Here is a 14067-nt window from a genome sequence, read left to right on the forward strand (position 1 = left end):
GCTCGTCCTCGATCCGCAGCCTGCCGACGTACAGGACCGGGACGGAGCCGTTCCGGTGCTGCGCCTGTCGCGCCGAAGCTTCCCGTTCATTACCAAGGCCTTCGCCGACGCCGGCTATGCCGGCGACAAGCCAGCGAGCGCGACGATCATCGCCGTCGAGATCGTGCGCAAGCCGCCCCATCAAGTCGGCTTTGCCGTGCATCCACGCCGGTGGGTCGTTGAACGGTTCTTCGCCTGGATCAGCCGCAACCGACGCCTCTGGAAGGATCCAGAAGCGACCCTCGCCTCCGCCAGAGCCTTCCTCTACGCCGCAGCCGTCATGATCCTCGTCAGACGCCTCGCCCGATCAACCTGACTTCTCGGACGGACTCTCAAGGCGTCGCACTCAATGGCAGCCCCGACGCGGCGGCTCGAACACACTGGCCCAGACCGGCTGACGCCAAGATGCTGTCGCGAGCTATCCAGTCTTTGCCGCAGCCGGACTTTGGCCGGCTGCATCCGATCTGCATCAATGACCGGGTGCGTCCAGAAGGCGAAACGTGTAACCGCCGCGGGGCGGCCTGGGACAACATCGACCTAGCCTGTTTTTTGAAATAGTGGCTCCTCCTCAGGTATGGCTTTGCGCCGGGTGCAGGACATTTTGGTTCTTTGTCACACAGGGTTAATCTGAGGTCAGAACGTCCGGCCTCGAGCTCGGCCGCCAGGGTTGATAGCGGCGCGCCGAAGTGCGCGTCGTTGTACATCGGGATGCGCCCCTCGCGGCCGATGTGGACGAACTCACCCCATTCGGCCTCGCCGAAGGTGCCGTATTTCAGAATCGCTTTCGCCGCAGCACGTCGAAGCTGTAGCCTACGCCGTTGACGTTCATGCGCCGGATGAGGCCGTTCAGCGGCTCGATGTAGCCGCTGGTGAGCCGGTGCTCAAAGTACCGCAGGATGTGCGGGCGCCAGTGCATGAAGGCGTCGATGCTGGGCTTGAACGGCCGCTCGAACTCGGATGGCACCGAGGCCAACCATCGGTCCGTGGCAGCCTCAGCCGCTGCCCGGTCGGGCCTCGCAGATGTCGTAGAACCGCTCCTAGATGTGGTAGGCAGTTACGAGCGCCGGGTACTGGCCGAACAGCTTGCCGAGGATCGCGCGCGTCTCAGGCTAGCAGGCCTCTCAGCAGGCCACATTCTGGCCGGAAGGTCCGTCGGGGCTCCAGGGCAACCCCAAACGCCGCTGCCTGAACTGCGGTGCCGAGTAAACGAAGACGTCGACCTACTGGTGAGGCCGGAAGCTCAACGCTCGTTAAGCACTCTGTGTAGGTCGACGCTGACCAGAGCGAGTAGCGCAATGAGCCTGATCGCCGATCCTGTAGCTGGCCCCGCCGTCGCATGCCTCCTCGGGGGCATCTTTATGGGCTTTGGAGTAGGCCTCTGTGTCGGGGTCGCGGTGTTCCGTTGAGTGAGCCTGAGCATATCGCGACCGCTCTTCTGGCCTTCGGTCTCCTCACCGGGGTCGGAGGTTTCTGCATCGGACAGCTCTGGCCCCGGCCAATCAACCCCAAACGACGAAGCGGGCATCAAGCCCGCTTCTCCGCCATTAAACCCGAATGACGAAAGACCGACATTTCAACGCGTCGGAAGAAGCACACAGCTGAGTAGATAGTCGACAAGCTGCGTCAGCTCAATGTATTGGTCGTAGGGATGGCGATCTAATTCCATCTTCTCCGACTTGACTGAGCGCGGATAGCCTTCCGAAGCCAGCTATCCGGTACGCATTTATTGCGCAGCCGACGCATATCATGGCACTATATATCGGCGTTATGAGTGCCGGTATATCGGGGTCTTCCTCAATCTACATTGAGCCAAATGGCCTCGTAGCCGTTGAACGGCGGTCTCGCCTTGCGGCGCAGTTCGTACCCCAACGCCAATCGCAATTTCGGGAAACGCGAGAATAACATGGTAAGACCGGTCCGCGCCTCTAAGCGCCCCAGAGATGCGCCGGGACAGAAGTGCGCGCCGCCACCGAAACTGTAATGCTTCTGGCCTCTCCGCTTAATGTCAAGGCGGTGTGGGTCAGCGTGCAGGGCCGGGTCGTGGTTGGCTGCAAGCAGCATCGCCGTGATTGTCTGGCCCGCCTCGATTGGGCAGCCGCCGATCTGCCGTGCCTGGAGTGCCTGACGGTTCCAATGGGCGACCGGCGGATCATAGCGCAGGACTTCCTCCACCGCATCCGGCCATAGGTCCGGCTCCGCACGCAAACGGGTGAGCTGGAGGGGATAGCGTAGCAACGCGACCACGGCGTTTCCAATCAGGTCGGTTGTGGTGAGATTGCCGGCCACCAATAGCAAGCGACAATTGTTGATGATCTCTGTTTCAGTCAGTTTGTCGCCTTCCTCCTCAACCGCAACGAGCGCGCTGATAAGATCGTCGCGCGGGCACTCTCGTCGATCCGCAATCGCCCGCGCCAAGCACCCGTTCAGCCCTAAATATGCGGCATCGAGTCGGCGCTGTTCGTCAGCTGACCTATCACGAATGTAGACGAGTTCGTTTTCACTCGACCAGAATTTGAACTGACCGACTTCGGCGTCGTCGATGCCGAGCATAGCTGCCACGACGAGAATCGGTAGGGGCGCGGCGTAGATCGACACGAGGTCAAAGGGTGTGGTTGGGTCGATAGTGTCTAGAAGATTTGCTGCAAACTGCTCAACGCGGCTCTGGAGGCTTTGGACGGCGCGAGCAGTGAAGGCCTTTGCTACAAGCCCGCGCAGACGCGCGTGGTCAGGGTCGTCCAGGGATGCCATATTTGCCTTGTCACGCCCAGTCTCGGGACGCCAGCCATACGCAGTAGGTCGGGCCTTGGAAGGATCTGCAGACAAGCTGCGGTCTGCAAGAGTGGCGGCAACATCAGCGGCACGCGTGAGCACGACCCGATCGAAAACACGGTCCTGGTGGACAGGATCGCGGAGACGCAACTCATCCAGAACTTGATGCGGGCGCTCGCGAAAGATCGGATCACGTGCATCGAGGCGTGGAGTTTGAGCAAGCACTCTCGTTTCATCTGGTGAGGCGTCGGACTGAGGCATCGCATCGAACCTGGTAAATCTCAATTGATGAGTCGAGCGAATGCAGGCAGCGTCCGCAGATCGACTTTGGCAGGAGCCATCGAAATCTATTTCAGCGGGCTAGATACCCGATCGCTTTGCTGAAGTGAGCTGACTTGAACGTATAGCGACTGCAACTATAGGTCGCAATTATTCTATGAATCTGAAGTATGAATCTGACATAGGCTTGGTCGAAATACTAGTTAGGTGAGCTAGGCTAAAGGTAAAAGCCTGAAGTGAACGCGATTTTGACTCCGTTTTAGCAGCGCTTGTCGTTCGGCTGCGACCCCAAGCCATCCGACTTGGTCTTGCTTGACCGAATCGAGCGATTTGCCGCGCCGGCACCCTGCTTCGGCGAAGAAGCTAGCGATCGGCGAGAACGCCGTCGCTTCCATCGATTGAACGAGTGCCTAGGCAAGTCTGCACGGCCCTACTCCGAGCTTTGCGCGTGACGCCTAAGCTCGAAGTAGGGCGCGGCCGCTCAACGCAAGTTGAAGCTTAGGCAGCGAGTTGCCCAATCGCATCACGGGCCGATCTAAGCGCTTGACTCTTGTTATGATCGCCAGCCGCCACTCCTTCGGCTAGGACAAATTCCGGGGTGATACCTATAAAGCCGAACACGGTACGCAGGTAGCTTTCGGCATGCTCTGCCGAGGCGGCCGCCGTCCCCCGACCGTAAAACCCGCCACGGGCAAGAGCTAAGACGACACGCTTGCCCTGCATGAGCCCTTCTGGCCCATTGGCCCCATACCGGAAGGTTTTTCCGGGCACCAATATGCGGTCGATCCATGCTTTCAGCTGTGATGGAATCGTGAAGTTATACATCGGCACTCCGATGACCACGATGTCGGCAGCCATAAACTCGTCGAGCATCCGATCACTGACCTCGCGGATGGCTTGACCATTTGCATCAAGAGCACCGGCCATGGCCGAGATCGGGTGCGCAGTCGGAATGTTCGCGACTGTCAGGTGCGGCAGATCCTCAGCAGCGAGGTCGTGGTAGGTTAACTCAGCATGTCCGAGTTCGCCGAGCCGCTGGACAACTAGTGACGACAATTCGCGAGAGACAGAGTTCGTGCCGCGGATGCTTGTATCAAGGTGGAGTAATTTCATGACCGAATCAAGCTCCTAACTTCGACCACTAGGTAAGTGAGAGTTCCGCCGGGAAGACGAAAGTACACGGTCTAAGACCCGACTTTTCCACATGACTGACTAAAACCAGATCACTTAGACGTGTCGTGCATTGAGAGAAGCGGTGCCTTGCTCTTCGATCGATATGTACTGTCGTTTTTTCCCAATCTATTACGAGTCTCACTTTTTAAATACTGTCGGCTCGGAGGCGCCTTTAGGTTGTAGGTCTACGACAAGCAACTTCAGTGGTCCGGGCCCCACATTAGCCCCAGTGTGCCAGGAATCGACCGACTCCAAGACGGCCTCACCTTGATGAAAGGTGTGCGCGTCGCCTGTATCGACGTTTGTCACCTGAATTGTGCCGCTGAGCACATAGCCTACGCGCGGCGTCGGATGCTTGTGCACCGGGAGCTTTGCGCCGACGGGAATTTCATATATCGAGACGGCGACTTGACCTTCCCCCTGCGGAAACACTATAGGCTGGCCAAACGAGTTGCTGTCCGTTTTTAGGACAGGCACAACCTTGGTCTCGGCTGCCCCTTTTGCAATGGCGGGCGCAGTAAGGACTGTAAGGGCTATAGCCAATAATAGCTTCATTTCCGGGTACACTTTGTTGTAGATGCGTTAATTATCAAGCGTCGCTGCGTTTTTCTTGCGCAGATTCGCGTTACACGATTGTGTCGTCGGGCACCTATCAGGTTACAGGTGTAATCATGCTCTGGAGCGATCCCGGTGCCGCGGAGCAGCGTCCTTCGTCGGGCGGTTGAGAACGAAGAAATGGCACCTGTTCAGCCCGGCGACGCAAAGCTGGGCTCGCGCGACAATCTGGGAAATTGGACGTTGCTGCCGCACCTGTTTCCGCCCCAGCCCGGTTATTCTGGTGTGGACCCTGGCCGTGTGGAAACGCTTTTGCGGGAGGCGGGCAGCAGCGGCGCTGAGGACAAGAGGCGAGCGGAGTCTCAGGCCCGCATCGCGGCGAGCATGGCTCGGGCACCCACGATGTTGAGCGCCCGCGTCAGGTTGTAGGCCAGAATATGCAGCGCAATCTCGCCCGAGACGCGCGGCAGGGTCTTCACCAGGAAGTGCGTCGCTCCCATCCGGGATGTGAGCGTACTGACGTGACGGGATGCTCCACCGTCTCACGCCGCACGCGCATCGCTCCGGGGTCCGCATCGAGCCGACGCTGCACCTGATCGAGCACGGCCTCGTGCTCCCAGCGCGTGACCCGGCGCTCCTTGGCTAGCGTGCAGCGGACCTTGATGTCGCAACGCCCGCACGCCGTCGTCCAGTAGCGCCGCAGCGTCAGCCCGCCCTCCACGTTCGTGTAGCGGTGGGGCAGCCGCTCGCCGGCCGGGCAGCGATAGGCATCCGTTTCGGCCTCGTAGACGAAGTCCTGTTTGCCGAAGCGCCCCTCCGCCTTGGCACCCGAGGTCAGCGGCTTCGGCAGCGTCACTGTGATGCCCCCCGCTCGCAGGCCCGGATCTCCTTGCCCGAGAAGTAGCCCCGGTCCGCGAGCGCATCGAGCGTCTCTGCCCCCAGCACCGCCTTCGCCTGCTTTGCCATCCCGGAGAGCTGTGCCCGGTCAGAGCCGGCGTTGGTCACCTCGTGTGCGACGATCAGATGATGCTCGGTCTCCACCGCGATCTGCACGTTGTAGCCGACGATACCCGAACCACGCCCGCCGGTGGCCATCGAGCGCGCGTCGGGATCGGTCAGGACACTTGCTGGTCGGGAGAGGCCAGCATCTCGGCTTCGATGCCGTCCACTCCAACCTCCCGCCGCGGAGTAGACGCTCCACCTCATGCGAGCCGATTTCCTGCGTCGCGTTCCTGTCGGTGGAACGCCACCCAAAAGGCGGTTCGAATTCAACTTTCGAAGCTGACGAGGTCCTTGAAGATCAGCCGCCCCCAAGTCGGGCCGCGCGCCTGCACGAGGAGCCCGCCCTCGGAGAGGGGGCCAAGCTTGATCGGCGCGAAGCCGAGCCTTTCCGCGAGTTCGCCGACCTCTGTCGCGGCGTCCTCGTCGTCGCTCGCCAGGAACACGACCCTCCTGCCGCCATGTGCGCCGGGGTCCTGTCCGAGCACCCCAGCGCCCAGATGGTTGAACCCCTTGACCAGTCGCGCTCCAGTGAAGGCCTGCGCGACAACGCTGGAGGAAGGCCGCCCGCCTAGCTCCTCAGGGGGGACGCGGGTGTTAGTCACGTCGACGATGGTCTTCCCCTGCCAACCGGAGAGCGCCTTCGCGACGTTCGGGTGTGCCTCGAACCGTACGGCCAAGAAGATGAGGTCCGCCTTGACGGCTGCCGCCAGCGTCACGGGGACGACCCCGGAACCGATGGCGGCGGCATCGGATGCAAAGCTTTCTGGTTCGCGTGTAGTCGCGACGGTGACCTCGATGCCGTTGCGGGCGAATGCCTTGGCCAGGGCTTGGCCAATCTTGCCAAAGCCGATGATCGCGTAGCTCATGTCGTTCTCTTTCGGTTTGTAGAGCCAGCGAGGGCGTGCGTCAGAGCTGCGCCAGGCCGCCGTCGACGGCGACCTCGCTGGCGGTCATGAAGCTACTGTCCGCCGAGGCGAGGAAGGCGGCGGCTGCCCCGATCTCCGCTGGGTCGGCCATGCGCTGGAGCGGGGTCATCGACGCGAAGACCTTCTGGCCTTCCTCGCCGAGCGCCGCCTTGGCAAGTTCGGTCGCCGTCGCCCCGGGCGACAGGACGTTGACCCGGATGCCGGTGCCCTTCAGGTCCTCCGCCCAGGTCCGCGCGAGGTTGCGCACCGCCGCCTTGCTCGCGCTGTAGGCGGTCATTCCCGGCGCGCCCGTGGTGCCGGCGCTCGATCCGGTCAAGATGATCGATCCGCCTTTGCTCATCAGCGGCAGCGCCTTCTGGATCGTGAAGATCGTGCCCTTCACGTTGGTGTCGAAAGTCTCGTCGATGTGCGCGGCGGTGATCTCGCCGAGTCGAAGCTGGCTTCCCGCCCCGGCATTGGCGAAGACGATATCGAGGGTCCCGTGCTCGGCCCTAACCACCTCGTAGAGCCGGTCGAGGTCGGCCTCGTCGGAGACCGAGCCCTTAACCGCGCGGGCATTGGGCCCGAGGTCGGACAGCGCTGCATCAAGCGCATCCTGTCGGCGGCCGAAGATGAAGACGAAGGCGCCCTCCTCGATGAAGCGCTTCGCCGCGGCGCGGCCGATGCCCGTCGCGCCACCCGTGATGACCGCGACCTTACCCTCAAGCTTTCCCACGTTCAGGCTCCGTCCTTGGCTGTCTCGGGAAGCTCCCGATGCCTCGAACATGCGTCCGCCCGCGTCAGGCGTTGAGTACGGAAGTGCGCACAGCGGTGGTGCGTAATCGATCCGGCACAACGCCGGCGCTGATCGTCAGGGTTGGTATCCGGTCCCAGAGAAGCCCGCGATCTTCAACTCTGAGGTCGGGGACCGCCGTACGTTTGACCAACGGGCCGAATGCGGGCCTTGCGAACGGGCAGCCCGTGGTGCTGGATTGCACCATGTTCGACTGGGATGATATTCGCTATTTTCTCGCCGTCGCGCGCGCAGGCTCGGTGCGAGGCGCTGCGGCACACCTCGGTGTGAACCACGCGACCGTGCTGCGACGCGTCGCCCAGCTTGAGGAACGGCTCGGGGTGCAGCTGTTCGAAAAGCTGCCTGCGGGCTACCGCATCACGGGTGCGGGCGAGGAGGTTCTCGAACTCGCGGAGCGGGTGGAAGTGACCACCCACCAGTTGGAGGCACGGGTCTTCGGGCGCGATCAGGGCGTGCGCGGGCTCCTGCGAGTGACGCTGGCGCCGCCGCTCGCCACCCATCTACTCATGTCGGACTTCGCTGAGTTCGCGCGCCTGCATCCGGACATCGAGATGGACGTCTCGTCGTCGGGGGAGTTGGCGAACCTGACCAATCGGGAAGCCGACGTGGCGATCCGCGTGGTCTACGACCGCAAGACCCTTCCGCTCAACCTTCACGGCCTGAAGGGACCGGAGGTGTTCGGTGGCGTCTACGTGTCCCGAAACCGCCTCGCCGCATGGCGTGCGGGCGCGCCCGATCCTGTCCGGTGGATCGTCATCAGCGCGCACGGGGTACCGGACTGGGCCGACGCGGGCGGGATCCGAACCGCCGAGGTCCCGTTCCGGGTCTCGGGTGCCGAGGCGCAGGTAGCGGCGGTCCGGCAGGGGCTCGGGATGACGACACTGCCGTGCTTCGTTGGCGATGCTGACCCCCTCTTGGCCAGAGTACCGGGCATCGAACTGCACCTGTACGGAACGCTCTGGCTGCTCACGCAGGGGGAGGCTCGCAAGACCAAGCGCGTGCGGCTCTTCACGGAATTCGTGTCCCGCAAGCTCACCACGTACGCGCCGCTTCTCGCGGGATTGTCCATACCACACGATTGACGTGCGTCAGGTCGCCGGCGGCACCGGCGATGGTCGAGCGCCTGCAAGCGGAAGGTCCGAGCGTCCGATGAACGGGCGCAGTGACAACGTCCGCTCTCATAAACTGCCGCTCGAAAGCGGTCCGACCGCTTTCCACCGAGGATGTGTGAAAACGCCAAAGCGGTAGAAGGATCTTCCCAAGAACAACCTGGGAAGCGCCGAAATTGAGGCCTAAACCGCGTCAGAGCCGCCCTGCAGCGGGACCGTTTGACTGCAGCGTAGAGGATTGTTCTGCAATTTCGACATGCGCTTTCGTTTTCACACAGGCTCCACCCGTTGCGGACCCCGCCGGGGGTACCAAGCGTCAAATTTCCACCACTAGGTCGATCGTTCCCGTCACACGCGCGATCTGGCTCTGCTCAGCCACGACGATCTCGAGGTCGTGCAAGAGGCGCCGCACCATCGCATCCAGGCCCGCGTGATCGCGCGCGCCCTCTATCCGGCTCGCGGGTCGAGTCGTGGGCATGCTCGTTTCCCAAACGGGGCAGGCGGCGGGATCGCGCCCGGTCCGCGATCCCGCCGCCCGTCAGTGGACTCCGAAATAGGCCTTGTGCAGCTCCGCATCCTCGCGGAGCGCGCGCGTGTCGCCCGAGGCGACGACACGCCCTTGGGAGAGCACGTAGCCACGGTCGGCAACGTCGAGCGTCTGGCGCACGTTCTGCTCGACGAGCAGGATCGTCAGGCCGAGCGCCTTCAGACGACGGACGACGGCGAAGACCTCGGAAACGAAGAGCGGCGACAGGCCGAGCGACGGCTCGTCGAACACGACGAGCTCGGGATCGGTTATCAACCCGCGCGCGACGGACAGCATGGAGCGCTCGCCGCCCGACAGCGTTCCCGCCAGCTGCTCGCGCCGCTCCCCAAGGCGCGGGAACACGGCGAACATCGCCTCCATTCGTTGGGCGACCTTGCGCGGCTGCGGTTCGAGCAGGCCGCCGACTTGGAGGTTCTCCGCGACCGTCATCCGGGGCAGCACCCGGTTGCCCTCCGGCACGACACCGATGCCAAGCGCCACGATCCTGTGCGGCGGCATGCCCCCGAGGCTCGTCTCACCAAAGCGGATCGTCCCGGACCGCACCCGGTTCAGGCCGAGGACGGTCCGGATGAGCGTGCTCTTGCCGGCACCGTTGGCGCCGAGGATGCACGTGACCTCGCCGGGCCGCGCGTCGATCGAGACCTGCTTGAGCACGTCTGCCCGGTCGTAGCCCGAGGTGACCTTAGAGACTGTGAGTTGCCGCGAGGCGGCCACGCGTGACGCGCTCACTGTCCGCTCCCGAGATAGGCGGTTTGAACGTCTCGGTCCTCGATCAGCGACTCGAAGGGCCCCTCGAAGATCTTTCGGCCGAAGTTCAGGACGATGCAGCGGTCCGAGACCCGGCGGATCACGTCCATCTCGTGCTCGACGAGGATGACTGCGAGGTCGGGCGACTCGCGCCGAAAGTCGAGGAGGTCGTCCATCAGCCTGCGCGTCTCCTCCGAGGTCATGCCCGCCGACGGTTCGTCGAGCAGGAGAAGGCGCGGGTTCGAGATCAGCGCGCGGCAGATCTCGATGCGCCGCCGGTCTATCATCGTGAAGCGGCCCGCCGGCTCGAACAGAGCCGCGGCGATGGCGGGGTTGAAGCGGTTGGCAAGGTACCGGACGCGCTCAACCAGCGCATCGACGCTCGCTCGCAGGCGGGGGCGGAACAGCTGCGCCGCAAGGCCGAGATCCTGGTGTCGCAGCGCCCCCAGGGCGACGTTGTCGAACACGCTCTGGTCAAGCATCAGCCTGCATCGCTGGAAGGTTCGCGCCACGCCGGCGCGGCCGATCGCCTGAGGCGACTTCGCGAAGATGTCCTCGTTCGCCAGCGAGGCCCTTCCAGCGGATGGGCGATAGAGGCCCGTGAGCACGTTGAAGAAGGTCGTCTTACCCGATCCGTTCGGGCCGACGAGGCCGATCGTCGTGCCACGCTCAACGGCCATGTCCAGGCCGTCCAGGGCGACGAGGCCGCCGAAGCGCATGGTCAAGCCGGAGCAGGCGAGCAGGGGGGCGGCCATGCCTCAACCCTCCGTCCGGCTGCCAAGGACGCGCAGAGGGCGCGGCAGGATCCCGCCCGGGCGGAACCGCAGAATAACGATCACGACGGCGGCGAAGATTAACAAGCGATATTCTTGGATCGGCTGCAGCTTCTCGGGGAGCGCGAGGAGCACGGCCGATGCCACCACGGTGCCCCAAAGATTGCCGAGGCCGCCGAGGACGACGATGGAGAGCAGCGTTAGCGACTCGCCGAAGCCGGCCCCGTTCGGGTTCACAAAGCCGTTCATCATCCCGTAGAGCGCGCCTGCAACGCCGATCATCGCGTTGCCGATCAAGAAGGCGGTCGCCTTCCAGCGCGAAGGCGACAGGCCGAAGGTTGAGGCGGCGATCGGGTCGGTGCGCACCGCGTCCATCGCGATCCCGACCCAGGACAGCTCCAGGGCGCGAGCGGCGGCGAGGGCGAGGGCGAAGAGCGCCCCCGCCGTGAGTGCGTAGGGCAGGTAGAAGGAGACCTCGTGACCGGCGACTGAGGCAACCGCACCGAAGTCGAGGCCGAACGGCGCGAAGCCCGGGATCTTCATCCCTTGGGGACCGCCGAAGGCATCGTTCACCTCTAGGAAGTTCCGCAACAGGAGGCCGAAGGCCATCGTGACTAGCGCCACGTAGTGGCCGCGCGTGCGCAGGACGGGCAGCAACATGACCAGCCCGAGGGCGGCCGTCACGAGCCCACCCCCGGCGAGCACCAGCACGTGCGGGAGCGCCGTCGACCCGGCGAGCACCGCGGCGGCGTAGGCACCGATGGTGAAGAACGCCGCCGCCGCGAAGTTCGCGATGCCGCCAAACGCCATCTGGACGTTGAGGCCGATGCAGGCCGTTGCGTGAAGCGCGACCGTGGCGAGCATCAACAGCGCGTAATGCTCCTCGCGGAACGTCCAGGCGAGGGTCAGGGCCGCGGCTGCGGCGCTGGCGTTTGCGAGGCCGCGCTCGCTCCGGCAAGCCGCGGCAATCGCCCGGCCGGGCCGGGTCCGGTCGAGGGCCGCGAGTGCGGCCAGGAAGCAGAGGAGAGCCGCCAGGACCTCCCACTCGCGCTCGGCTCCGAGGAGCCAAGCGAGGCCGGCGAAGGCCAGGGCGGGTGTCGCCACGGCGGCCACCCGCCTAGAAAGGGCACCGGCGGGCATCGGGCCCCCGACGATCTCGATGTCTGCAGGATTCATGGTCAGACCCGCTCGCTGGATCGCTCGGAGATGAGACCGGTCGGCAGGATGCCGATGATGGCGATCACCACCGCGAAGGCAGCGACGTCATTGTAGGCGCTGGCCGCCGGCACGGTGATAGTCACAAGTGTCTGCACGCCGGCGAAGAGGAAGCCGCCGAGGATCGGACCCAGAAGGCTGCCGAGGCCGCCGACGACGGCGGCGGCGAAGCCAATGACGCCGAGGACGAGGCCCATGCCGAAGTTGATCTCGCGGTAGTAGAGGCCGAGCATGCAGCCGGCGATGCCCGCGAGGGCGGATCCCAGCGCGAAGGTCCCGAGCACCGTGCGACGGAAGTCGATGCCTGACAGGCAGGCCACCTCGGGATCCTGCGCCACGGCGCGGATCGCGAGGCCTAGGCGCGTGCGCGTGACGAGGTGGCGGGTGGCGACGATCACGGCAACGCCGGCCAGCAGGATCGCTACGCTGTCGACACCGACGCTGAAGGAGCCTGCCGCGATCCGCCAGTCGGGCAGCAGGGCCGGGAACGGCTTGGGATTGCCGCCGTTTGGCACACCCAGGCGGATCGCCTCGCGCAGGATGGTCCCCGCCATCAGCGTAACGAGGAGGACGTTGACCGGCGGCGCATTTCGCAGCGGCAACACGAGCGTGCCGCCGATCAGGGCTCCGGCCGCCATGCTGGCCGCGATCGCCGCAAGCAGGCCCAGCGCGAGGGCGAGGCCGGGCACCGCCACCGCCGAGCCGACGACCGCGGCCGCGCCGAGGGCGGCGAACGCGCCGAGCGTGACGACGTCGCCGTGCGAGAATTTGATGACGTCGAGCACGCCGAAGAACAACGAGAACCCGACGGCGATCATCGCGTAGATCACGCCCAACATCAGCCCGTTGAACAGATGTTGTGCCAGGAATCCGAGGTCCATCTTGCGCTCCGAACGCTCGTTGGGGAGAAGCGCGCGGCGCACGCCGCGCCGCGTTAGCGGCCCGTCAGGGTCCGCCGGCCGGCCGCGTACTCGCTGTCCGGCCAGAACACCCACTTGCCGCCCTGCGCGACGTAGACGTTGGCGCTGACGACATTCTGGCGATGGTCGTCGAAGTTGATCTCGCCGACCAGGGACGGATGGGCCTTCGTGGTGTTCAGCTCGGCCGTGACCTTCGCCCGGTCCGGCCCGACCTTCTCGACAGCGTCCATGATCAGGTTCGCGGCGGAGTAGGCGAAGGGGCCGTAGGCATCCGGATCCTCGCGGAAGCCGGCCTTGGCGTAGGCATCGAGGAAGGCTTGGCCGTTCGCATATTTCGAGAGCGGCGCGCCATTGTGGAAGGAGATCGTCCCCTCCGCGGCGGGACCCGCGCCCTCTAGGAAGCCTGCGGTCATGATGCCAGAGACGCCGGACATGCGAGCCTCGACCCCGAGGCGCTCCATCTGCGAGCGGACCCGCACGCCGAGCGGCGTCAGCCCCCCGACGAAGACCATGTCCGGCCTCAGTTCCTTGATGCGCGTCAGCTCCGCCGTGAAGTCCTGCTGGTCGGGTCCGACCGGGAACGTCGCCACGATCTCTCCGCCCGCCGGCTTCAGGAACTCGGAAAAGTACTTGTTCTGGCCTTTCCCGTAATCCGTCGTGTCGTGGATCACCGCAAAGGTTTTGAACCCGCGCTCGGTCAGGAAGCTCGCCGCGAGCTTGCCCTCGTTGATCATCGTGCCGTTCACGCGGTGGATCTGCTTGTGGTCGTTGCCGTAGGTGATCTCCGGCAGGATGGCGCCCCAGACGACGACCGGGAGCTTGAAGCGGGCATAGGTGTCCACAGTCGCGATGCCGACGGCGGAGCAGTAATGCGTGACGCCGGCCATGATCGTGCGGTCCGTGGCGGCTTTGGTCGCGACCTGGACGCCGACGTTCGGCTTGCACTCGTCGTCGAACGTGGCGAGCTCGTAGGTGTACCTCGCCGCGGGATCCGCGTTTCGGAGCTGCACGGCGAGCAGTGCCGAGTTGCGTCCTCCCACGCCCGCGGCGGCGTTACCGCCCGTCAAGGGACCGATGAAGGCGATCCTCACCATATCCTTGGCTTCCGCCGCCAACTGTGCGGGACCGAGCGTCACCACTGCCGCGACGAGTACCTTCGCCAGTCCCCGAACCATGTCGATCTCCTCGGAAGCGTCGCGATGCTAGCCGGGTCCGGATTC

14 protein-coding genes and 1 pseudogene are annotated in these 14067 nt (G+C 64.4%); 2 read left to right on the top strand and 13 right to left on the bottom strand.

Features of this window, described 5'->3' with window-relative positions:
- The coding region (locus H288_RS0111595; RefSeq protein WP_020092753.1) for an IS5/IS1182 family transposase at positions 1-355 on the top strand (355 nt) is incomplete at its 5' end.
- 456 nt (positions 356-811) lie between these two features.
- Here the strand turns inward: H288_RS0111595 and H288_RS0111600 are convergent.
- The 7 genes and pseudogenes from H288_RS0111600 to H288_RS0111635 all read right to left on the bottom strand — a co-directional run bounded on the left by H288_RS0111600 (position 812) and on the right by H288_RS0111635 (position 7458).
- Positions 812-1093 carry a transposase gene (locus tag H288_RS0111600; RefSeq protein WP_081636468.1) on the bottom strand — a complete coding sequence of 94 codons (282 nt, stop codon included), beginning with the start codon at positions 1091-1093 and terminating at the stop codon, positions 812-814.
- Between the two features lie 740 nt (positions 1094-1833).
- Complete coding sequence (locus H288_RS33905; protein ID WP_106735909.1) at positions 1834-3069, bottom strand: cytochrome P450; 1236 nt, start codon at positions 3067-3069, stop codon at positions 1834-1836.
- 516 nt (positions 3070-3585) lie between these two features.
- Positions 3586-4200 (bottom strand): NAD(P)H-dependent oxidoreductase, encoded by a 615-nt coding sequence (locus tag H288_RS33910; protein WP_081636469.1) that lies wholly within the window; start codon positions 4198-4200, stop codon positions 3586-3588.
- A gap of 198 nt (positions 4201-4398) precedes the next feature.
- A complete protein-coding gene (locus tag H288_RS33915; protein ID WP_081636470.1) occupies positions 4399-4815 on the bottom strand; it encodes a cupin domain-containing protein in 417 nt (138 codons plus the stop codon).
- Positions 4816-5177: 362 nt separating this feature from the next.
- A pseudogene (locus H288_RS35920) lies at positions 5178-5975 on the bottom strand (transposase); the annotation flags it as partial.
- 108 nt (positions 5976-6083) lie between these two features.
- Positions 6084-6683, bottom strand: a complete 600-nt coding sequence (locus H288_RS0111630) for an NADPH-dependent F420 reductase (protein ID WP_020092759.1) — start codon at positions 6681-6683, stop codon at positions 6084-6086.
- A 40-nt stretch (positions 6684-6723) separates the two neighbouring features.
- Positions 6724-7458 (bottom strand): SDR family oxidoreductase, encoded by a 735-nt coding sequence (locus H288_RS0111635; RefSeq protein WP_020092760.1) that lies wholly within the window; start codon positions 7456-7458, stop codon positions 6724-6726.
- A 263-nt stretch (positions 7459-7721) separates the two neighbouring features.
- On the opposite strand from H288_RS0111635, the gene H288_RS0111640 reads away from it, so the two are divergent.
- Positions 7722-8618, top strand: coding sequence for a LysR family transcriptional regulator (locus tag H288_RS0111640; RefSeq protein ID WP_026604864.1), 897 nt, complete (start codon positions 7722-7724; stop codon positions 8616-8618).
- 343 nt (positions 8619-8961) lie between these two features.
- On the opposite strand, the gene H288_RS35095 is transcribed toward H288_RS0111640, so the two are convergent.
- The 6 genes from H288_RS35095 to H288_RS0111670 are packed head-to-tail and all read right to left on the bottom strand — an operon-like array spanning position 8962 to position 14022.
- Positions 8962-9123, bottom strand: a complete 162-nt coding sequence (locus H288_RS35095) for a hypothetical protein (protein ID WP_020092762.1) — start codon at positions 9121-9123, stop codon at positions 8962-8964.
- Between the two features lie 60 nt (positions 9124-9183).
- On the bottom strand, positions 9184-9906 hold the full coding sequence (locus tag H288_RS0111650; RefSeq protein ID WP_043712513.1) for an ABC transporter ATP-binding protein: 723 nt from the start codon (positions 9904-9906) through the stop codon (positions 9184-9186).
- 11 nt (positions 9907-9917) lie between these two features.
- A complete protein-coding gene (locus tag H288_RS0111655; protein ID WP_020092764.1) occupies positions 9918-10694 on the bottom strand; it encodes an ABC transporter ATP-binding protein in 777 nt (258 codons plus the stop codon).
- A 3-nt stretch (positions 10695-10697) separates the two neighbouring features.
- On the bottom strand, positions 10698-11888 hold the full coding sequence (locus H288_RS0111660; protein WP_081636471.1) for a branched-chain amino acid ABC transporter permease: 1191 nt from the start codon (positions 11886-11888) through the stop codon (positions 10698-10700).
- Positions 11889-11890: 2 nt separating this feature from the next.
- Entirely contained in the window at positions 11891-12808 is a 918-nt protein-coding gene (locus H288_RS0111665; RefSeq protein ID WP_020092766.1) for a branched-chain amino acid ABC transporter permease, read from the bottom strand.
- Positions 12809-12861: 53 nt separating this feature from the next.
- On the bottom strand, positions 12862-14022 hold the full coding sequence (locus tag H288_RS0111670; protein ID WP_026604866.1) for a branched-chain amino acid ABC transporter substrate-binding protein: 1161 nt from the start codon (positions 14020-14022) through the stop codon (positions 12862-12864).
- Between the last annotated feature and the right edge of the window lie 45 nt (positions 14023-14067).

The organism is Methylobacterium sp. 285MFTsu5.1, from assembly GCF_000383455.1.
Classification (GTDB): domain Bacteria; phylum Pseudomonadota; class Alphaproteobacteria; order Rhizobiales; family Beijerinckiaceae; genus Methylobacterium.

Excerpts from the sequence above, each read along its gene's own strand:
- H288_RS33905 (WP_106735909.1), bottom strand. The coding sequence starts at position 3,069 with ATGCCTCAGTCCGACGCCTCACCAGATGAAACGAGAGTGCTTGCTCAA.
- H288_RS35095 (WP_020092762.1), bottom strand. The coding sequence starts at position 9,123 with ATGCCCACGACTCGACCCGCGAGCCGGATAGAGGGCGCGCGCGATCAC.
- H288_RS33915 (WP_081636470.1), bottom strand. The coding sequence starts at position 4,815 with ATGAAGCTATTATTGGCTATAGCCCTTACAGTCCTTACTGCGCCCGCC.
- H288_RS0111665 (WP_020092766.1), bottom strand. The coding sequence starts at position 12,808 with ATGGACCTCGGATTCCTGGCACAACATCTGTTCAACGGGCTGATGTTG.
- H288_RS0111670 (WP_026604866.1), bottom strand. The coding sequence starts at position 14,022 with ATGGTTCGGGGACTGGCGAAGGTACTCGTCGCGGCAGTGGTGACGCTC.
- H288_RS0111640 (WP_026604864.1), top strand. The coding sequence starts at position 7,722 with ATGTTCGACTGGGATGATATTCGCTATTTTCTCGCCGTCGCGCGCGCA.
- H288_RS0111655 (WP_020092764.1), bottom strand. The coding sequence starts at position 10,694 with ATGGCCGCCCCCCTGCTCGCCTGCTCCGGCTTGACCATGCGCTTCGGC.
- H288_RS0111660 (WP_081636471.1), bottom strand. The coding sequence starts at position 11,888 with ATGAATCCTGCAGACATCGAGATCGTCGGGGGCCCGATGCCCGCCGGT.
- H288_RS33910 (WP_081636469.1), bottom strand. The coding sequence starts at position 4,200 with ATGAAATTACTCCACCTTGATACAAGCATCCGCGGCACGAACTCTGTC.
- H288_RS0111630 (WP_020092759.1), bottom strand. The coding sequence starts at position 6,683 with ATGAGCTACGCGATCATCGGCTTTGGCAAGATTGGCCAAGCCCTGGCC.